This is a genomic window from Pseudoalteromonas sp. '520P1 No. 423' (assembly GCF_001269985.1).
In the GTDB taxonomy this organism is placed as follows: domain Bacteria; phylum Pseudomonadota; class Gammaproteobacteria; order Enterobacterales; family Alteromonadaceae; genus Pseudoalteromonas.
Genome location: NZ_BBZB01000001.1, coordinates 1,626,790 through 1,645,095 on the forward strand (window position 1 = coordinate 1,626,790; position 18,306 = coordinate 1,645,095).

Here is an 18,306-nt window from a genome sequence, read left to right on the forward strand (position 1 = left end):
GTTTGCTAAATGAATTTAGTCGGGTTCTTAACGAGCAGTTTCAATATAACAAATATACGCAACGCTATGCATTTCATCCTGATTTAATGGCACCTTTAAAATCACAGTTAAAGTGGTTATTAACTTGGATTGGTAAACCTGATAAACATTGTGATACGTCACAATCGAATATTATGTATTTATATTTTTCAGACTTGAGGGTATTTGATGCCAATGCTTTAGCCAATCCCTATATTAAAGGCATTCCATCACTAAGTGCTTTAGGTGGTTGGAGTCATAATTTTCAAAGAAAAGTAAATAACATACTAGGAACTGAGCTAACAGTGATGGGTTCTGCTTGGTTCATTCAAAATTATAATTTAGTAGCAGGTAAAAACTTACCTGAACCAAGTGTATTAACTTCAAAACGTAATCCATCAACAGTAAAAAGCTCAGGCATTATTGATACTAAAAAATGTGATTTGACTATGGGGTTAGTTTTACGAGTGTATATTGATAATCCTGTAGACTTACAATCAGCATTAATAAAAGCTGCTTTTCCATCCAAGTTTGCAGGTGGTTGTATGCATCCACCATCTTTATATGAAAATAAAGAATGGTGCCATATTTATAATGACTCAAATGAACTTTTCTCTAAGCTATCGCGTTTACCTCGAAATGGTTGTTGGGTTTATCCATCAGATAAGACTGCTGATAATTTAGAACAGCTAGCTGATACATTAAAATTAAACCCAAGGTTAAAACCCGCATCATTAGGTTTTTTCGCATTAGAGCCAATGAAATATAGAGAGAATGCAATAGCAGACTTACATTGTTATGTCGAGCCAGCCATAGGGATAATTAATTGTATTAGCCCAATAACAGTGAGGCTCAATGGAGTTAAGTCATTTTTAAATAAAGCACTTTGGCAATTTAATATTGAAAAAGACGCTATGCTTATGAAAATAGCTAAATTTGAGTGATTTAAATGAAGTTATGTAAGCAGCTTAATTATGTTCGTTCGCTGTCACCAGGAAAAGCCATCTTTTTTTATAAAACACCAGAAAGTGATTTTGTACCATTACAAGTTGAAGTTAATAAAATAGCAGGTCAAAAATCTAGTTTTTCTGAAGCTTATGATGGTAGTGGTAACTATAAAAATACAACCCCTCAAGATTTAGCGTTTGCTAATCCTCATACAATTGATGCCTGCTATATCCCTCCAAATATTAACGAAGTATATTGCCGATTTTCATTAAGAGTTGAAGCAAACTCTCTTGAGCCAAGAGTGTGTATAGATCCTAAAGTTAAAAAATGGCTCGAAAAGCTCGCAACTCAATATAAAAACTCTAATGGTTATGATGAATTAGCACGAAGATATTGTATGAATATTTTAATGGGCGCTTGGCTTTGGCGGAATCAGCATACAGGTGGTACAAGAATAGAGGTTTTAACATCATCAGGTAATACTTATGTTATTGAAGATGCAAGACGACTAACTTGGCACTCTAATTGGAAATCACCAGATGATGAGGTTTTAAAGCAGTTAACTAAAGAGTTTAGCCAAGCCTTAAGTGATGCTAAAGTTTATTGGTTTATTGAAGTGACTGCGACACTAAAAACAAGTTTTTGCCAAGAAATCCACCCAAGCCAAAGGTTTACAGATAATGTAGAGCAAGGAGAGTCATCTAAGCAGCTTTCAACCGTTACTTGTACTGATGGTAAAGAGGCTGCGTGTTTTCACGCTGAAAAAATTGGTGCTGCACTACAGCTAATTGACGACTGGTGGCATATTGAAGCAGATAAAAGATTAAGAACCCATGAATACGGTGCAGATAAACAAAGCTTAATATCTCAACGTCACCCATCAAAACATAACGATTTTTATTCATTGGTGATCAGAGCTGCGGTGTATATTCGTTATATGAAAAGACATAATTTAAGTGATGATAAAACATCTAAAGAGATTCATTATGTAATGGCTGTATTGTTAAAAGGTGGTTTATTTCAAAAGGGGAGAGGTTAATGCAAAAACGATACTTTTTCGCTATTAAATATTTACCGCTAAATGTAGATCAATGTTTATTAGCTGGTCGCTGTATTTCTATTTTACATGGTTTTATTTCAGCAAGAAATATTACAGGTATTGGAGTCAGCTTTCCTAATTGGTCTGATAAAAGTTTGGGAAATACCATTGCATTTGTAAGTGAACACGAATCCCTTTTAGCTGAATTATCAGAGCAATCATATTTTAACATGATGGCTAGTGATAATTTATTTGCCGTTAGTGAAGTAACATCTATTCCAGAAAACCTCTCTGAAGTTCGATTTAAGCGTAACCAAAGTATTGCTAAATGCTTTGTAGGTGAAAAAAGAAGGCGGCTCGAAAGAGCTAAGCGAAGAGCACACAGTAGAGGTGAAATGTTTAACCCTAAAACCCCTGAACCAGAAAAGGAAATACAACCATTTCATTGTGCATTATCAAGTAGTAAAAGCTCAAATGAAGCGTTTTTATTACATATTCAAAAGGTGAATACTGTTTCTGTTAAAAGTAATGACTATGGTAATTATGGGCTAGCTACAAACCAAAAACATTTAGGCACAGTACCTGATTTATCAAATACAGAAATCCCTTATTTATAATGATTAAATAAAAGCTTTTAGTTTCAGTTTGTTATAAAAATTGGGTAGTAAAGGGTATTTTAGCTAATCACATACTAACTTACTGGAATATAGCCTATTGTTTACTAATATTTATAGTGAACTGCCGCATAGGCAGCTGGAAATAAGTAAATATGGTTACATGTCTGGAATATTAAGTGAACTGCCGCATAGGCAGCTGGAAATATTAACTGATACTTTCGCTAGCAACCGTGTAGGTGTACTGCCGCATAGGCAGCTGGAATTAGGCCAAGAAGTAAGCAACAACATCGTATTAAATTAATCTGCCGAAAAGGCAGTGTTTTAAATTAAAGCCCCAGAACTTTCTGGGGCTTTTTGTATGGGGAAAGTTATTAATACACTGTCATTAAATAATCGGGCTTGATTCTAAATTGAAGAAAATTTAGTAGTTATTCTTTATTCCTAAACTAGAAACTAGGTATACTCATTCTTAATATAATAAATAAAGTCCAATTTTTAAGTTGGTTGGGTTATAAAAAAGTACATTGGAAAAGCATTTGAAAACGGATTTACTTCTACCATTTGCAAAAGATAAAGAAACTGGAAATTTAGCTTTTGTTGATGAAGTTCCCCGAGGATTAGCCTGCAATTGTTTATGTGTGCACTGTGATATGCCGGTTGTCGCTTTTTACTATACAGATAGGCGCCCTCACTTCAAGCACGCACCACGTGTGACGTCTGATGAAATTCCTTGTGAAGCAAATATAGAAAGAGCTGTGTTTTGGCTATGTCGCTCTATATTAGAATCTAATAACGAAATTAAATTACCAAAATATACTACCAAATATAAAAGAGATAGTGCTAGTTATACTAAAAAATGTACAGTAACTGAGTGCTAAATTTATTCATATAGAGATGTTAAATTTCGACCAGCATATGAAAGTGCAAACACTGAACTCGCAACAATTCAAACCGCAAATATGCGTATAGCTTTAGCGCTATCCTATAACGCTTCAGAAACCACATGTTATTTTACAAATATACAAAGCGATACTGCTAGGGTGGAGATATGGATTAGTTCTTTAGCTGAGTACATAAGTAACATTCATTCGGATTTTAGGGAGCAGGTGAAAAATAAACTTTTATATGATGTAAACCTTAGAACCTGGCATTATCATCCCAATGAAAATAAGGTAGTAAGGGAACAAATTCAATTAGATAAACTCAGAGAAAAAGAGTTATATAATATTCAGTTTGCACAAGAAAAACATGCGTCAATGCACACAAATACAACAAACGTATATGACAAATTATTCTCAGAATTCTCACCGTCAAACCAAATAGTTAAAGAAATTAAACAATACAAAACCAGAACAATAAGATGCGATAAATGTAAGCATATTTGGTCTGATTCAGTAGAAAATTTACCCTACTCAAAAAGTACGGTAGATTGTCCAAGTTGTTATTGGAGTGTCTGTATATAAAACCGTGGCCAATATTAGTTGACCACAACAATCACACCAAAAGCGAGTGCTTTATCTCCTGAACAAATACGTATTCAGGAATTAGAAAAGCAAGTTAAGCAGTTAAAAAGTGATAATCAACTATTAAAAAAAGCGTCAGCCTTTTTCGCTATGGAAATGAACAACGGCAGCAAGTAGCAGTTATGTTGAAAAAGGCTGGAAATAAAGTTCAGCAAATTTGTCGGTGCTTATCGATTGCAGCAAGTACATTTTATTATCGTTCAAAGCCTAAAGTTATAAATGCCGAACAACTAAAACTTGAAGCGGCCATGAAGCAAGTTCATGTTGATATGGATGCAACTTATGGCAAACGCAGAATGCTAATAGAGCTTCAGGCTATGGGTTTTAGACTAGGTATTCATAAAGTTAGAACAGCAATGAAGCGATTAGACCTTGTAGCTAAACGACCTAAGCAACATCGTTATCCATCAGGTGGTAAAGCATCAGTTGTCGCACCTAATCACTTGAATAGACAATTTAACCCAGAGCAACTAAATACGCTTTGGTCAGGTGATATTACCTATATCCGAACTCAACAAGGCTGGCTGTATTTAGCTGTGATTATGGATTTATGCTCTCGTAAAGTAATTAGTTGGGCGTTTTCAGATAAACCAAATAGTGAGTTAACAACAAGAGCAATACGCTTAGCAGTAAATAAACGACAACCAGATGATGACGTTATATTCCATAGTGATCAAGGAGTTCAATATACGAGTGAAGCATTTCAAGAAACACTAAATGAATATGGTATCAAAGCGAGTATGAGAAGCCGAGGAAATTGTTTGGATAATGCTGTTACAGAAAGGTTTTTCCGAAGTTTAAAATCTGAACGAGTTAATTATCGTCGTTATCAAACAAGGAGTGAAGCAATAGCAGATATTATTGATTATATAGAACCATTTTATAATCAAAAGCGCCGCCATTATAAGTTAGGAAATATTTCACCAGCAGAATATGAAATGAAATTACTGAAAAGTGCCTAAAGAAGTCTCCAAGTTGGATTGACCATTACAATTAAACCTAAAGCCTGTTGTATAGTGCTGTTAAACTTTCACCACTTTATGTCAACTAATAGTGCAATTATGTAAGGTTATGTCATCTATTAGTACATTTTTATGTCATATTATGGTGCAGATTTAGCGGTAAGTTATTGATTGTTGCTTTCACTTTATGCCAATTTATTGTGCAAGCAACACCTTTTTTGTAGTTTTCACCATAAGTTGTCATTTTTTCCTTGTATGTTGTCCTAATTTGCACTCTAAGTTGTCATAGACTAAGTTTATATATAGCCATTGTATTGAAATAAGCAATGTTATGTATCGCCGAAATCTAAAACACTCTCGCGTAAATAATATTTTTAAGTTTGCCAGTCAAAAAATGAAAACTGTTTTTTACAGTCGAGTCATTTTTAGAATTTGATACCTGCTTTCATTTTGAATATTCCCCTGATGTAATTAGTTTTGAATATTCCCCTGATGTAATTAGTTTTGAAGCTCAACCTTTAACTTTTAAATATCAATTTGATGATAAAGTCCGAAGGTATACACCAGATTTTTTTGTTGTTGATAAAAAGCATGGTGAGCGCTTCATAGAAGTAAAGCCGCTAGATAAAACCATTAATGATGAATTTAGACTTAGGTTTTCAGCAAAGCAGCAGCAATCTCTGTTATTAGGCAAACCGCTTATTTTGGTTACAGAACAGCAAATCCGTATAAACCCAATTTTAAACAACCTGAAATTATTACATCGCTATTCAGGCTTTCAATCTTTAACGCCATTGCAATACAAATTACTAGAATTAATTAAATCATTCGGCATGATACGCATTGTAAAGATTATTCAATCAGAATCAGTTGCTGAAGGAGAGGTATTAGCGTCAATTTTAGGACTTATCTCTCATGGCTTTATTGATACCGACTTAATTAATTCAGATATTAATGCGCAATCAAAGATATGGTTGAGAAATGACTGACACCAGCTTTGGGAGATTTTTTGATGAGTTTGATAATGAAATAGGAGTGCCAGAAGATCATGAAAATAATTTAATACAAAGTACCAGTACTCAGATATACACACATGTTACGGTTGATGAATTGAGTGAAACCTATCAAAAAACACATCCAGCGGCTAAAAATCCAAATACAGAATAGCGCACTATCAGAAGTTATTTGTATTTATCATAACGAGGGGTATAATTAATAACGTACTTAATTAAGTACATTATTAATTGTATATAAGGTGATTTATGGCGGTTCAATCAATATTGGCTGAAAAGACGGTTTCAGTGACAGAGCTTAGGAAGAAGCCATGCGACTATTTCATAGATGAGCCAGTAGCTGTGTTATCAAATAACAAAACTGCGGGTTACATGGTTAGTGCAGAGTTGTATGAGCAAATGGTAGATCTTATAGAGTCACAATCTAAAACCTCACGCTTTAGACCGTCACATGCACGGCTCACTCAAATCGCTGAGCATGGTAGTGAAGTATTACTAGCTGCTTCTGATGACGAGTTAGGTGATTTTGCAGAGTGATACGCGTATTTAAAAGTAGTGTCATTCGTAAAGTGCTGACGGAAGAAGAACTTAACACACTAGTAGATGATTTTAAAAGTTACAAACTTACAGGTAATACGCCTGATAATTTGGGCCGTGATGTGCCATACGACCACCCGAATACGCTGCCAATTATTTTAGCTGAAGAAGTTCAGCATATTCAATTGGGCAGCGAAGATAAACCGCTGCCTTTGAAGAAAGTTCAATTTTATAAAACCAGTGATATTCACCTTGTTTATTGCCAGGGAGCAAGTGATGAAAATTGCTACCTGCTAATGACAATTTTAGCACCTGATGGGCATGCGCAAGCTAAGTCTAGAGACATAATGTTTAAGCTTGGTGTGATGGCTGAAAAGTTTAGAAACAAGTTCTAACTGAGATTTAGTCATTAAATTCATGGATGAAAATATTAGTAACAGTTTATAACTACTTTAGGGATTACGATCCCGAATTTGGGCGCTACATTCAGTCTGATCCCATTGGTTTAGCGGGTGGCATTAATACCTATGCATATCTTGAAGGTAATCCTATTAATTTTATTGACCCATTAGGTTTAGCAAAAATTTGTACTAGGGCTTTAGCAGGTTCAGGGGGTAGGAGAACCAATGGTGCATCAAATACAAATATAGGAGTGTTTCATGAGAAAATTCTATATAAGGATGGCACTAACAGTTGGTTTTCTGTAGATTCGCTATTCGGAAAGGTTACCCGTGCACCGATTCCGATACAAGTGAATATTCATGTAAGAGTAAAGAATACGATGATGATTTAATGAAGAAAGCAGAATTACGTGCAAAAATTTCATTTTATATGAAAAATTATAATGTTCTAACTAATAACTGTCAGGATTATGTTGATGAAGTCATTGAGCAATATCACAATGTTGCCGCAGATCAGAAGAGGCGTAAGAGATGAAAATAAAATTTGTTATATCAGTATTATTTTTGTTTTCAATTTTGTTCCAGCCTATGAGTCTATATGCAAAATGGCATTTTGAAACTTTTTCTGATGGATTTTTTTATACGCTGTTAAACCTAACCTATATTCCTCATGATTATTATCAGCAAATAGGGGGGATTTGGATTGATACAGATAAAAGTAAAGGTGAAAGATTATATTTAAATCATCGTTATAAAGGGAAGTATGGTGTATATGTTGTAGGTGAAGCTGTCCGAAATAAAAATCATAATATTTCGGCAACAATGAATTGTTCAGATAAAATCATAGAGCTAGAGTCAAGCTCTAGTAAAATTACTGATTTAAATAGAAAAGCTGAAACCTCACTTTTAATTGGCACTTACATTGTAGGTGATATGCTTCCAAACGAAATTGAGTGTTCTATATCAATTAACGAAAAAACAAAAGGGCAGTTTTTTATATTCGTTAAGAAATTTAGACATTATTAGCAAAGTCTAAATTTTTGAATCCAATGCCTCGCTAGTCGGGTCTTTTTTATTATTGTATATCCCGATAACTAAGGTATAAATAATAGTTAGAGTAAACCGAAAAGGTTATGCCAACTTATAGTGCAATTATGTAAGGTTATGTCAACTATTAGTGCATTTCTATGTCATTTTATAGTGCAGATTTTACGGTAAGTTGACATAGTTTATTTTTAAATACATTCATTGTATGAAAATAAGCTATGTTATGTATCGCCGAAATATAAAACACTCTAGCGTAAATAATATTTTTAAGTTTGCCAGTCAAAAAATGAAAACTGTTTTTCTGTCGAGTCATTTTTAGAATTTGATACCTGCTTGCATTTTGAAGACGCCTCTGGCGTATTTGGTTTTGAAGCCCAGCTTTTAGTGTCACGGTACAATTTAACTTTTACTGTAATAAAACAACTTCTCTACTTGAAGTTGTTATGCGATTAAAGAGTAATCGCCTATTATTGAGATCTACATCTGTTATCTGATAAACATCATCGAGCTTAGGTAATATAATTTCCTTTGTTTTCTTTACTAGGTTATAACGCCAAAAATTAGAATCACTATCTTCAAGTAATAAGCCAACATTATGGCGATAAAATATAGACATAATATCTAAATCAGCTAGTTCACTGATATGTTCCTCATTATCTTGAGTGACTTTTTTAAACTTATTTTTTTCATCAATTACGTATAAAATATTTTCGTTCGTTAGTTGGGCTAAATAACTGTCTCCTTGATATAACACCTGAAAATCAGTAGTTGTCATATTGAACAGAGCTATTTTAATATTTTCTTTTTCCACTATACTTAATAATAAGTGGTTTTGCTCTGTTACTTGATAAATATCGACTACATCAAATACAGTCATTAGCTGCTGTTTTTCGCCAGTCAAACTGAGTAAGTATAATTTACGGTTTGCTACCACTAGAATAGCATCACCAGTTTTAGACCAACGAAAACTCTCTAAGCCATTGCCTGAAAAGTGACTTAGTTGCTCAGCCTTTTTATTACCATGTCGTGATAGCCAAATTTGTTTTGAGCCACTGCGCTTAGATATGAAAGCGATATCTTGGCCTTTTGGTTGGTATTGAGCAGAGAACTCACTGACAGTACTACGGTGTAAAACGCGAGTCTTTAATGTGGATTGATTTGACTGTATTTTTGGGTTTTCAATTTTATAAGTGGCTGGCCACTGTAACTCAACTAAATCTAGATCTTGAAAGATCATATTAGCAATAATATTCTCAGCTTCTGGGTGGTAATTTGCACCATTAAATTTATGCATGCTAGGGATATTAACTTCAGTAAAACCCCCCTTGTAAATCAATGGTAAATAAAGAATTTCGATAGCTACTAAGTAAAGTTTCTTGATGAGGGGGCCAACTAACTGGCCACCAAGAGTTATATTGATATTTTTCTGGCGGTCGTAATTTGACTTGCGTAAACTTGCTATTATCAGGGTCAAGTAATACTAAATTAGCAGATCGTTTCGTATCGTATTGCATTATTGCAACTTTATTATATTTTGCTGAATAGTCTATGTAGGTAATAACATTTTTTCAGTGCTATATAAAGTTTGAATTTCATTATTTGATAATGTTAACGACATTACTTTATGGTGCTTATTTTCAGTTACTGACCAAGCAATTTTATTATCAGTTAACCATTGGGCTTGATAAATATAGTCTTTTTTACAAGGGAGAATCGCGCGAGTCTGCTGAGGGCTATTTTTTGCTAAAGTAAAAGAAAGTAAACGAATGTCAGAGCATCAATTTAATTTTTGTTGCTCACCACAATTATTTTCTAACGAGAAGACTAACTGACTGCCGTCGGGAGACCAAGTAGGGGGGCCATATAAACCACGTTCTTTAGTTAATAAGAACTCTTTGTTAGTTTGAGTATCTTTAGCCCAAATTTGGTTTTCACAGATATTGATATGTCGCTCAAAAGCAATATACCGCCCATCAGGAGAATAACGCGGTGAATACTCTTGATTATCTGTTGTGGTTAAAGGAATAAGCTGTTTGATTGTTAAATGATTCAACGGCGCTTGCCAATAATAAAAGCTAGTCAGAAAAACGATTACCGCTACACTGAAAAGAGACCAAAAACGTATATTTATAACATTCAGCATTTGCCTCAATTGATTTTTAGGCTGCGCAGTTTGGCTTGTAAGTGGAACTGACTCCTCAGTCACTTCAACCCTTTGCGCTGGAACAATTGATTTTATTTGCCAATTTACCTCAGCAACTAAGCTATAACCTTGTTTCGGGTGAGTCGCAATTATGCGTTGTTGTTTAGCATCATCTTTAAAGGCTTTACGTAATTGAGCTATGCATCTTTGTAATGCGTTAGGGGCAACATAAACATTAGGCCAAACTTTTGTTAAAATATCTTCATGACTAACCACTTTACCTTGGCTTTTTGCTAAAACCAATAAAACCTGTAATACCTTAGGTTCTACTGCAATAGTCTCATCTCGAACGGTAATTTTTGATCTGGCTATATCAATATAAAAACTGCCTATAGAAAATTCATTCATTTATGTTTTGCCATTTCTTTGTTAAATCAACCAATATAGCTAAGTTTCGAGTAGCCAAATTATACCGTGTAATCACTATTTAGCTATCAAATAATGACTGGAGCCCTTTGTAAATATGGCATCAGCAAATCATCAACTTTTAATCAGCAGAAAAACATGTATCGTATTCGCTGTGTTGGATAATACAAATAAATCAATGCAAGCATCAGTTTTAGTACTTTAAGAAGTGCTTATTATTGGTGTGCTTTAGTTGAAATTATTACATTAGTTGAAGGACATTATGACTATTTATCCATACCGATTTACCGTAAAGCTTGCCGCTGTTATTTACTCAATATTGTTAGGTTTGGCGTCATTTAAAAGCTATGCTATCGATAGCCCTGCTATTACGCGTTATCAAAGAGATTACTTTAATCAATTTTCGCCACAAAATCTCAAAGATATATTGGATAAAATATCTGGAACCTCTGCCATTTTACGTGACCTTGATAGTGATGGCACAGAGCGAGGATTTGGCGCTAGTGGCGGTAAAATATTAATTAATGGCAAACGTATTTCAGGAAAAAGCAATGGAATCTCAGCACAACTTTTCCGAATTCAGGCTAGTAATGTTCGTCATATAGAATTAATTAGAGGAGCAGTAGCTGGTTTGGACGTGCAATCTGATGGTTTGCTTATTAACGTAGTGTTAGATAACGCTAACAATGTATCAGCGACTCTGTGGGATATTGGGCTAGCATATATTTCTGGCGTAGAACCTCTACCTCTCGGTAGTGTTAATCATAGTGTAAGTAAAGATAAGTTAAAATATTCTTTGAGTTTTGAACGTCAAGCAGAACCCGACCATTTTATCAGCTATGAGATAATTACCGATAGTGTAAATCGTCTACTGGAGACCAATCAGAGTAATAATAAGGATAAATGGTACAGTAATAACTTTTCCGCTAGCATGGTTTATGACTTATCCGATAAAAGCAGCATCCGCTTAAATAGCGCCTATAAATTTGTTGAAAGTAAGTCTACCGACCCGATAAAACGAAAGTTCTTTAATACTCAACAAATTATGATAGAAAACTATATTGAAGATAACCGTTATAGCGAGGACTCCCAAGAGTGGGAGTTAGGTGGGGATTTCAATTATCGATTTAAAAAATTAGGCAATTTAAAAGTGATATTTATCGCTAATCAAATTGACAACACTGATTTAATTAACCAAAAAATCAACCAAGTTGGCGGCGGTTATACACCTATTTACGCGATAGATGATTATGTTATTACTGCAGAACAGGCTGTGCGTAGCAGTTTAGATAAAACAATAAATGGGCAGCACTCAATTGAGGCAGGTTTTGAGTTAGCATTTAATAAGCTTGACGGTAATGTGAGTTTTACTTCCTTTGCTGATATTGCCGCCAATAATAATGAGTTATCAACTGAAGCATCACAGATCAAAGAAGATCGCTACCAGACTTTTTTCAATCATAATTTTATTATTTCATCCACTCTTAATTTGCAAACATCCTTAGTTTGGGAGTGGTCTGAAGTTGACTTAGTCACTAACTACAGTAACCAGTTCGCTGATGAACTACCAATAACTTCCAACTTAGCATTAAATCGTCGCTTCAATTACTTTAAACCACGTATTAATCTAAGCTACGACCTTAGTATTGATGAGCAGTTACGCTTTAATATAGAGAAAACTGTCAGCCAATTAGACTTAACTGACTTTCTACCTGAGTTTAATGATGACAATAACCGTCTTGAACCGAGTAACCCGAATTTAAGACCTGAACAAATTTGGGCGATGAACTTAACTTATCAGCATAACTTTAGAGAAGAACAAGGTGATATTAGCTTAACAGGATTTTATGAAAATATTAGCGACCACCTTACTCAAATTCCTTTAGAGGCGAGTTCTGGCTTAGGAAATGTTGACCATGCAAAAAAATATGGCATAAAACTAGAGAGCAATTTAAGGTTAACAGCGTTAGGGTTTGAGAATACGCTGTTCAATAGTGAATACAGCTTTACTGAGTCAAACTTTAATGATCCGCTTAGTCAAATCAGTAGACAAATCAATGACGAACTCAAACATGTATGGTCACTTGAATTACAGCATGATGACTTAGAACTAGGATTAACCTATGGTTTCAGTATTTTCTCTGATTCTGTTTATTATTACAATTGGCGTGATAATACCAACAGTTATAAGCCAGAAATTGATGCTGATGCCTTTATTGAATATATAATTAATCCTAAATTGAAGATTCGTTTAGAAGGTTCCGAGTTATTTTATGGTAAAGAAAAACGCCAACGCACTCGTTATGTTGATGAAATTACAAGCAATAACATAGAGCAATATGAAGTGAGACAATCACGATTTCCACGTCTATTTAGTTTAACGATACGAGGACAATTTTAATCAAATATCAAAATGTTATGGAGCCTTTTAGGCTCCTTTAACAGTTGACTTTAATTCTCTTGTTAGTATGTTTTTAAATGATTTAGTCCTGCTTTTATATTGACAGAGAACTTAGTAACCAAATCCATTATTCATCAATTAACGTGAGTAAAGTGCACTAAGCTGAAGTAAACAATTCACAGATTCAAACTTCTTCGGAGTATAAGGTTACCTTATTTTTTGATTTTCGGGCTAAGTATCATCACATTGCCGATACATAGATTATTTAGTTTTTTGGCAGGTATAGGAATCAATATCAACAATAGGCTCACAGTATTAGAAAATCATCTTGGTTAAAACGATTGCTACTCAGTGTTAACACAAAGAGCAGCAAATCAATAAAAAAATAAACTCGGCTTAGAGTTTATCCTTGTTTTTTGTCAAGTTTGATAACCATTTTATACTGCGGACGCCAACCATAGGAAATGAGTCGCTATGGTCAGACGATTGAATCACTACCTGTTTTAAAGATGATAACCTTTCATATTTTTTAGCTTTTAGTTGGGTAATAAAGTCCTCTACATGCACACTTAATTCTTTTTCTAATTCGCCATATGAAATAAACAGATTGATATCTAGCGCTTTTGTTTTTAATGAGGCATTTTCAAGGGAGAAAAGTAACGGAATATCTCGCCAAAGCGATGGGCTACCTAAGATATAGTTTTTAAAAGTATCCGGATGTGTCATTAAGGCGTAAGTACCAAATAAGCCCCCAAGGGAAAGCCGAAGTAAGTTCGATTACTCGGGTTAGTTCGATAGTTGCTTTCGATAAACTTAATGACATCGTTACGAATAAAAGTAAGATGATTATCGGCCTGCCCAAATTGATATTTAGCTTGACGTTGAGAGTTGCTTGACTTGCTTATTGAATAATCTCTCGCTCGCCTCAATTGTTAGAAAAGGTAGTAAAAACATAACAACTAAAATTAAATTTTTCTTTATATTCATAAATTAATCCACTTGTATATTATTCGGTTGCATTTAAAATTCGTTTTCTGAATGTCTGATCTTTAAAACATCGGTTTTGAATCTCGGAGCAACTGAATGTAAATGAATTAGCTACTAATATTTATTTTAATCAAATTTTTAGATATATCTCTCTAAAGCCTAGTTAACGCCATTCCCAGTGGTTTAAAGTAAGCTAATAACGCTTCGTGAACTCGATGTCTATGTGTTAAATCTGGGTATAGCTTAATGACATCATTATTGAGTGTGCCAGATACTAAATAGGCATTGTTGATTTCAGCGCAATACTCAATCACTGATTCAAACGCTCTTGCCATCATTTCTGTGGGTTGTGCATAATAGTTTTTAGATAATACGAGATCTGCTTTCACACTGCGTGCAACATAGTCACTTTTATCAAGTCCATTTTCACTGAGCAGTGCGCTATCAAATATTGCCATTAATCTTTCATTAAGTGGGTGAGGTTTTATGGTTTTATTTTTTAGCCAGCAATCGCTCGCAAATAATGGAAGACTTGATGAATTGAAAGGAGTGTCAATTTCAAAAGCTTTATCTGATATATAGTGATCAAATGCATGCCAAAATTCATGAGCTAATGCACCGGCTCCTGCATTTTTAGCAAGCGCTAACTCACGTCGATAAGGCGCATAATGTGCCTGAACTCCCATTTGACCGCCAGTACCAAAAGCTAAATTTAAAGTACCACGAAGGCCAATTGCTTCAGGTGGAAGCGCCAGTATAAAAGCTAAGTCTGCTAAGGAGTCAAAAATCACGTTTGCCGCAAGCTCTTTTTCTTCTCGGGTGACCCATTTACCGATGCGGATATTACCAAGATTAAAAGTCTTTTTAATATCTATAAACGTCATTTGCTCACCATGACGATAGTCAGGGCCTTTGCGGGTTTTATATTTAAAACTAGTTAGCTTCAAAAGCTGCCTCTGTGGTTTAAATCAAATTATATTGTTTAAAAAATAGATGGTATGATTTTAAATAAATCACCTTGATACGCTTAAAATATGCATGGAGATCAAAGAAGGCTTGGGTATATTCGTTTTATTGAATACACACTCTATGCTTTATTTTAAAACATAGAGTGTACTTAACTTGTTAACTCATATGACGGGTTTGTCTTTGCACGAAATTAATTTGGCTCTTTGATTCTTTCTTTTGACCGGCATAAAGGTTCAGGGTATCAAAGCGGCTCTTTAATTTAGACGCAGTGTAATCTAATTCAATTTTTGAAATGACAACTTGATGCTTTTCTGGAAATAAAGCTTCTACTGCCTGTGATAACAGCTCATAGAGTCTTTTAAGGTTTATTTGATGAGTTTGACCTGTAGCTTCAAATAGCCAGTTTGTCAGAGACATAAAGTGCTCAAATGGGTTACCTTCTAATATTGAAGGCAGCACATGTTTAAAGCGACCTGAGTTGCCTATCATATCCCAATATCTTGCAAATCGATTGATCAGCTGCATGGTTGAAAAATCAACACGGTCAGTACTTAATATATTAAACGGTGGTAAAGGGTTAAAACGTAAGTCAAACGCTTCTGTATGTCTAATAATAGGGCTGCCTTTAAGGCGTTTTAAAATACCTAATTGAATTTCGTGTGGGCGACAGTCATATAGCTGATTGAAGCTATCACCAAATGATTCAAATGTTTCACCTGGTAAACCAAAAATTAAGTCAGCATGAATATGCGCATGGGTATTCTCTTTTAACCAAATTAAATTTTCTTTAGATTTTGCATTATTTTGCTTTCGGCTAATATTAGTTTGTACTTGCTGATCAAATGTTTGGATCCCAATTTCAAACTGTAAACTGCCTTCAGGAAATTGCGTTAATACTTCTTTTAATTTGCGCGGTAAATGATCTGGCACTACTTCAAAATGCAGGTAAAGTTCATCATTTTTCTTATCTAAGAAAAACTGCATAATTTGCATTGTCGTTTTTATGTTTAAATTAAAAGTTCTGTCGATAAATTTAAAGTTTCGAGCGCCACGTTGATATAGGATTTCCATTTCTTCTAAAAATAACTCTAGTTCGAATGGATTTGATGCCGTGTCTAATGATGATAAACAAAACTCACATTTGAATGGGCAGCCACGAGATGCTTCAACATAAAGTAAGCGATTTTTTAAATCTTCATCACTATAATATTCATAAGGTAACGCGAGATCTGTTAAGGCTACTGGCTTAGAAGTAAGTACTTTTTGTTCAGGTGCTTTTTGATTTAAAATGTCTTTACATAAATTGTAAAAACTCACTTCTGCAGCACCTGTTAATACATAATCAGCGGATTCAACAATGGCTTGGCCTTGAGCTTCATAACTTACTTCTGGTCCACCTAAAACAACTTTAATTTCAGGCGCGATTACTTTTAAAAGACTTACCACATTTGTTGTTTCAATGATGTTCCAGATATAAACGCCAAAGCCCACGATAGTTGGTTTGGATTCTAATATTTTCTCAACAATATCAATAGGGCGAGTTTGAATAACAAACTCTTTAACTTCACAGCTACTTTGTAAATCTTTTAGATTAGCGTAAAGATAACGTAAGCCTAAACTCGCATGAATATACTTAGCGTTAATTGTAGCAAGCACGATTTTAGATGAGTTTTCATCTGGTTCTAAATTAATAGGTGGATTGTGCTTTAATGCAGCTGGAGCGCTTTCCTTAGTCGCATCTACTTGCTTTATGATCAGTTCAGGATTGAATTGTTGGGTTGCCATTATGGTTCTTAAATGTCTTGAATAGTCTAAGCATAATAATACAGTAATAACCTATCTTTTTCAGTATATGATTTATGTTCAAGGTTTTACTACTTAAACATAAAAGGTCTATTTTACGTCTTTTATGCTCTATATCTAAGTAGTAGTTTTGTATATCTTTGTTTTTAATTTATAAATAAAGATATTTCCGACATTCCGCAGCATTTTTAGGAATAAATTTCTTGATAGATGCTGCCCATGCAATTAATGATAATACTGTTCCTCTCCTCCACATTGAGGACTAATTGTTGCTCGCCACTGATTGTTAATACATCAATACCTTAAAAGCAAAAGAACACCCAGCGAGCAGTAAAGTATTGGCCATCTTGAGCTGCTTTTAAACTGCTAATATGGTGTTTAACAATATTTTTAAACCCTTCATTGTCATTAATATTGCCACTGGCTGCTTGCATATACACTGGAATACCTGCCTTGTTTTCAGTGATCAGGTTAAGTACAAACTGATTCAGCTCTGGGCGATGGTTTCGACTGTAATCTCGAACTAGTTTTACTGCTTTACTGTCGTTGTCATGCTCATAATTGCCATCAACATGAATACTTGTCGAGTCTAAATTAATGCCCTAGCAGCTGACCGTAAGAAATAAGCTTGTCATCACTGTGCTCAGGGAGTGCCTTATCAATTAACTTAGCAATACCAAGCTTTTTTAATTAAATTTTTAGGTGCGCAAAGACAGATTTAGGGCATACCTTAGGTGCTTGTGGCAGCATTGAAGCTTGGGCAAGTATTAATATGATGCAAGATAAGTGGTTTTCACCGACATTAAATTTACAAGAGATTGATCCTCAGTGTGGTGATTTTGATTATATTAAAAATGAAAGCCGTGAAATAAATACAGATCATGTGATGAGCAATAACTTTGCTTTTGGTGGTATTAATACATCGCTTGTTTTTAAACGCTTTTCTAAGTAATAAGTGCTTTTAAAGATAATTCAGATACCAACTTAAACACTTTGTATCTGAATTAATTTCTTTTTGTAGTCATCTTTTACAACTTCTAATGCATCAAGCACAACCTGTGAATCAAGCTCTTCTTGTTCTAATAACATAATTAAATCAATAGCGAGTTTAATATGCTCAGGTGCATTATCTAAATTAGAGCTAATCAATTGTCCCCCCTCATTGATATTAATTTTATAGATTCTTCAATGGCTACTTTGACTTGTTCTTCCATTTCTATTCGCTCAGATTGTGGTAAATAAAAAGCCAGATCAACTTCAAAACGTATATATCTTGGAGGGAGTTGATTTAGTACCGTACAGCAAAGATCAGCTAATGTATCGACATCTAAAGATTCACTTATTTTTTGTTTAATGACTTCATCAAGCACTAATTTTTCATAATAATTATGTATATCATCATGCAGTTTCATCTAATACTCCATATAAAACATGAAATTTTATTTTTATATTTATTTGAATCAGCTCTTTTA

The 18,306-nt window shown here is 34.3% G+C and carries 23 protein-coding genes, 3 pseudogenes and 1 CRISPR repeat array; of the genes and pseudogenes, 16 read left to right on the forward strand and 10 right to left on the reverse strand.

The features are described 5' to 3' along the window. Positions 1–2: 2 nt before the first annotated feature. From PSA_RS07415 to PSA_RS07470, 14 genes and pseudogenes are all read left to right on the forward strand, one after another. Positions 3–962: a type I-F CRISPR-associated protein Csy2 gene (locus tag PSA_RS07415; protein WP_127924126.1), complete on the forward strand. Its 960-nt coding sequence runs from the start codon at positions 3–5 to the stop codon at positions 960–962. 5 nt (positions 963–967) lie between these two features. After that, positions 968–2,005, forward strand: a complete 1,038-nt coding sequence (gene csy3 / locus PSA_RS07420; protein WP_042145924.1) for a type I-F CRISPR-associated protein Csy3 — start codon at positions 968–970, stop codon at positions 2,003–2,005. Beyond that, on the forward strand, positions 2,005–2,622 hold the full coding sequence (gene cas6f, locus PSA_RS07425; protein ID WP_042145922.1) for a type I-F CRISPR-associated endoribonuclease Cas6/Csy4: 618 nt from the start codon (positions 2,005–2,007) through the stop codon (positions 2,620–2,622). Before csy3 ends, cas6f begins: the two co-directional genes overlap by 1 nt. A gap of 114 nt (positions 2,623–2,736) precedes the next feature. After that, positions 2,737–2,887: a CRISPR direct-repeat array (repeat unit 22 nt; unit sequence ACTGCCGCATAGGCAGCTGGAA). Positions 2,888–3,158: 271 nt separating this feature from the next. Next, positions 3,159–3,500: a hypothetical protein gene (locus PSA_RS07430; RefSeq protein WP_042145921.1), complete on the forward strand. Its 342-nt coding sequence runs from the start codon at positions 3,159–3,161 to the stop codon at positions 3,498–3,500. Between the two features lie 81 nt (positions 3,501–3,581). After that, positions 3,582–4,085 (forward strand): hypothetical protein, encoded by a 504-nt coding sequence (locus tag PSA_RS07435; RefSeq protein WP_042145918.1) that lies wholly within the window; start codon positions 3,582–3,584, stop codon positions 4,083–4,085. 18 nt (positions 4,086–4,103) lie between these two features. Beyond that, a complete protein-coding gene (locus PSA_RS25120; RefSeq protein ID WP_157575753.1) occupies positions 4,104–4,262 on the forward strand; it encodes a hypothetical protein in 159 nt (52 codons plus the stop codon). 5 nt (positions 4,263–4,267) lie between these two features. Further along, on the forward strand, positions 4,268–5,107 hold the full coding sequence (locus PSA_RS07440; protein WP_231665229.1) for an IS3 family transposase: 840 nt from the start codon (positions 4,268–4,270) through the stop codon (positions 5,105–5,107). A 497-nt stretch (positions 5,108–5,604) separates the two neighbouring features. After that, positions 5,605–5,763: pseudogene (locus PSA_RS26250) on the forward strand (Tn7 transposase TnsA N-terminal domain-containing protein); the annotation flags it as partial. A 48-nt stretch (positions 5,764–5,811) separates the two neighbouring features. Further along, positions 5,812–6,096 (forward strand): hypothetical protein, encoded by a 285-nt coding sequence (locus PSA_RS26255; protein WP_052380011.1) that lies wholly within the window; start codon positions 5,812–5,814, stop codon positions 6,094–6,096. Then, a complete protein-coding gene (locus tag PSA_RS07450; RefSeq protein WP_042145904.1) occupies positions 6,089–6,274 on the forward strand; it encodes a hypothetical protein in 186 nt (61 codons plus the stop codon). Before PSA_RS26255 ends, PSA_RS07450 begins: the two co-directional genes overlap by 8 nt. 95 nt (positions 6,275–6,369) lie before the next feature. Next, positions 6,370–6,657, forward strand: a complete 288-nt coding sequence (gene yafN, locus PSA_RS07455; protein WP_042145901.1) for a type I toxin-antitoxin system antitoxin YafN — start codon at positions 6,370–6,372, stop codon at positions 6,655–6,657. Beyond that, positions 6,654–7,052 (forward strand): type II toxin-antitoxin system YafO family toxin, encoded by a 399-nt coding sequence (locus tag PSA_RS07460; RefSeq protein ID WP_042145899.1) that lies wholly within the window; start codon positions 6,654–6,656, stop codon positions 7,050–7,052. Before yafN ends, PSA_RS07460 begins: the two co-directional genes overlap by 4 nt. A gap of 26 nt (positions 7,053–7,078) precedes the next feature. Continuing rightward, the gene (locus PSA_RS26815; protein WP_042145897.1) at positions 7,079–7,450 is read left to right on the forward strand and encodes an RHS repeat-associated core domain-containing protein; all 372 of its coding nucleotides are present in this window, start codon (positions 7,079–7,081) and stop codon (positions 7,448–7,450) included. A gap of 139 nt (positions 7,451–7,589) precedes the next feature. Continuing rightward, positions 7,590–8,084, forward strand: coding sequence for a hypothetical protein (locus tag PSA_RS07470; protein ID WP_042145895.1), 495 nt, complete (start codon positions 7,590–7,592; stop codon positions 8,082–8,084). 427 nt (positions 8,085–8,511) lie between these two features. Here PSA_RS07470 and PSA_RS07480 read toward each other — a convergent pair whose 3' ends face one another. From PSA_RS07480 to PSA_RS07490, 3 genes are all read right to left on the reverse strand, one after another. Then, positions 8,512–9,399 (reverse strand): hypothetical protein, encoded by an 888-nt coding sequence (locus PSA_RS07480; protein WP_042145891.1) that lies wholly within the window; start codon positions 9,397–9,399, stop codon positions 8,512–8,514. Positions 9,400–9,415: 16 nt separating this feature from the next. Further along, a complete protein-coding gene (locus tag PSA_RS07485) occupies positions 9,416–9,619 on the reverse strand; it encodes a hypothetical protein (protein ID WP_042145889.1) in 204 nt (67 codons plus the stop codon). Positions 9,620–9,882: 263 nt separating this feature from the next. Beyond that, a complete protein-coding gene (locus tag PSA_RS07490; RefSeq protein WP_042145887.1) occupies positions 9,883–10,656 on the reverse strand; it encodes a transcriptional regulator in 774 nt (257 codons plus the stop codon). 280 nt (positions 10,657–10,936) lie between these two features. Between PSA_RS07490 and PSA_RS07495 the strand changes: the two genes are divergently transcribed. After that, a complete protein-coding gene (locus tag PSA_RS07495) occupies positions 10,937–13,075 on the forward strand; it encodes a TonB-dependent siderophore receptor (protein ID WP_042145885.1) in 2,139 nt (712 codons plus the stop codon). Positions 13,076–13,471: 396 nt separating this feature from the next. Here the strand turns inward: PSA_RS07495 and PSA_RS07500 are convergent, their stop codons facing one another. From PSA_RS07500 to PSA_RS25125, 5 genes and pseudogenes are all read right to left on the reverse strand, one after another. After that, the gene (locus PSA_RS07500; protein WP_052380010.1) at positions 13,472–13,801 is read right to left on the reverse strand and encodes a hypothetical protein; all 330 of its coding nucleotides are present in this window, start codon (positions 13,799–13,801) and stop codon (positions 13,472–13,474) included. After that, a complete protein-coding gene (locus PSA_RS27130) occupies positions 13,801–14,004 on the reverse strand; it encodes an alpha/beta hydrolase-fold protein (protein ID WP_371257791.1) in 204 nt (67 codons plus the stop codon). Before PSA_RS27130 ends, PSA_RS07500 begins: the two co-directional genes overlap by 1 nt. 210 nt (positions 14,005–14,214) lie before the next feature. After that, entirely contained in the window at positions 14,215–15,009 is a 795-nt protein-coding gene (locus tag PSA_RS07505) for a CLCA_X family protein (RefSeq protein ID WP_042145883.1), read from the reverse strand. Between the two features lie 178 nt (positions 15,010–15,187). Beyond that, positions 15,188–16,816, reverse strand: a complete 1,629-nt coding sequence (locus tag PSA_RS07510; RefSeq protein WP_042145882.1) for a B12-binding domain-containing radical SAM protein — start codon at positions 16,814–16,816, stop codon at positions 15,188–15,190. A 344-nt stretch (positions 16,817–17,160) separates the two neighbouring features. Next, a pseudogene (locus PSA_RS25125) lies at positions 17,161–17,433 on the reverse strand (IS1634 family transposase); the annotation flags it as partial. A gap of 110 nt (positions 17,434–17,543) precedes the next feature. On the opposite strand from PSA_RS25125, the pseudogene PSA_RS07515 reads away from it, so the two are divergent. Then, a pseudogene (locus PSA_RS07515) lies at positions 17,544–17,786 on the forward strand (beta-ketoacyl-ACP synthase); the annotation flags it as partial. 32 nt (positions 17,787–17,818) lie between these two features. Here PSA_RS07515 and PSA_RS24450 read toward each other — a convergent pair. Beyond that, positions 17,819–17,980: a DUF2496 domain-containing protein gene (locus tag PSA_RS24450; RefSeq protein ID WP_082305798.1), complete on the reverse strand. Its 162-nt coding sequence runs from the start codon at positions 17,978–17,980 to the stop codon at positions 17,819–17,821. Then, a complete protein-coding gene (locus PSA_RS07520) occupies positions 17,980–18,246 on the reverse strand; it encodes a late competence development ComFB family protein (protein ID WP_042145879.1) in 267 nt (88 codons plus the stop codon). The genes PSA_RS24450 and PSA_RS07520 overlap by 1 nt, the downstream gene beginning before the upstream one ends. Positions 18,247–18,306 lie beyond the last annotated feature (60 nt).

Coding starts and splice junctions, on each gene's coding strand:
- csy3 (WP_042145924.1), top strand. CDS start 968: ATGAAGTTATGTAAGCAGCTTAATTATGTTCGTTCGCTGTCACCAGGA.
- cas6f (WP_042145922.1), top strand. CDS start 2,005: ATGCAAAAACGATACTTTTTCGCTATTAAATATTTACCGCTAAATGTA.
- PSA_RS07435 (WP_042145918.1), top strand. CDS start 3,582: ATGCGTATAGCTTTAGCGCTATCCTATAACGCTTCAGAAACCACATGT.
- PSA_RS07440 (WP_231665229.1), top strand. CDS start 4,268: ATGTTGAAAAAGGCTGGAAATAAAGTTCAGCAAATTTGTCGGTGCTTA.
- PSA_RS07450 (WP_042145904.1), top strand. CDS start 6,089: ATGACTGACACCAGCTTTGGGAGATTTTTTGATGAGTTTGATAATGAA.
- yafN (WP_042145901.1), top strand. CDS start 6,370: ATGGCGGTTCAATCAATATTGGCTGAAAAGACGGTTTCAGTGACAGAG.
- PSA_RS26815 (WP_042145897.1), top strand. CDS start 7,079: ATGAAAATATTAGTAACAGTTTATAACTACTTTAGGGATTACGATCCC.
- PSA_RS07470 (WP_042145895.1), top strand. CDS start 7,590: ATGAAAATAAAATTTGTTATATCAGTATTATTTTTGTTTTCAATTTTG.
- PSA_RS07480 (WP_042145891.1), bottom strand. CDS start 9,399: ATGCATAAATTTAATGGTGCAAATTACCACCCAGAAGCTGAGAATATT.
- PSA_RS07485 (WP_042145889.1), bottom strand. CDS start 9,619: ATGCAATACGATACGAAACGATCTGCTAATTTAGTATTACTTGACCCT.
- PSA_RS07490 (WP_042145887.1), bottom strand. CDS start 10,656: ATGAATGAATTTTCTATAGGCAGTTTTTATATTGATATAGCCAGATCA.
- PSA_RS07495 (WP_042145885.1), top strand. CDS start 10,937: ATGACTATTTATCCATACCGATTTACCGTAAAGCTTGCCGCTGTTATT.
- PSA_RS07500 (WP_052380010.1), bottom strand. CDS start 13,801: ATGACACATCCGGATACTTTTAAAAACTATATCTTAGGTAGCCCATCG.
- PSA_RS07510 (WP_042145882.1), bottom strand. CDS start 16,816: ATGGCAACCCAACAATTCAATCCTGAACTGATCATAAAGCAAGTAGAT.
- PSA_RS07520 (WP_042145879.1), bottom strand. CDS start 18,246: ATGAAACTGCATGATGATATACATAATTATTATGAAAAATTAGTGCTT.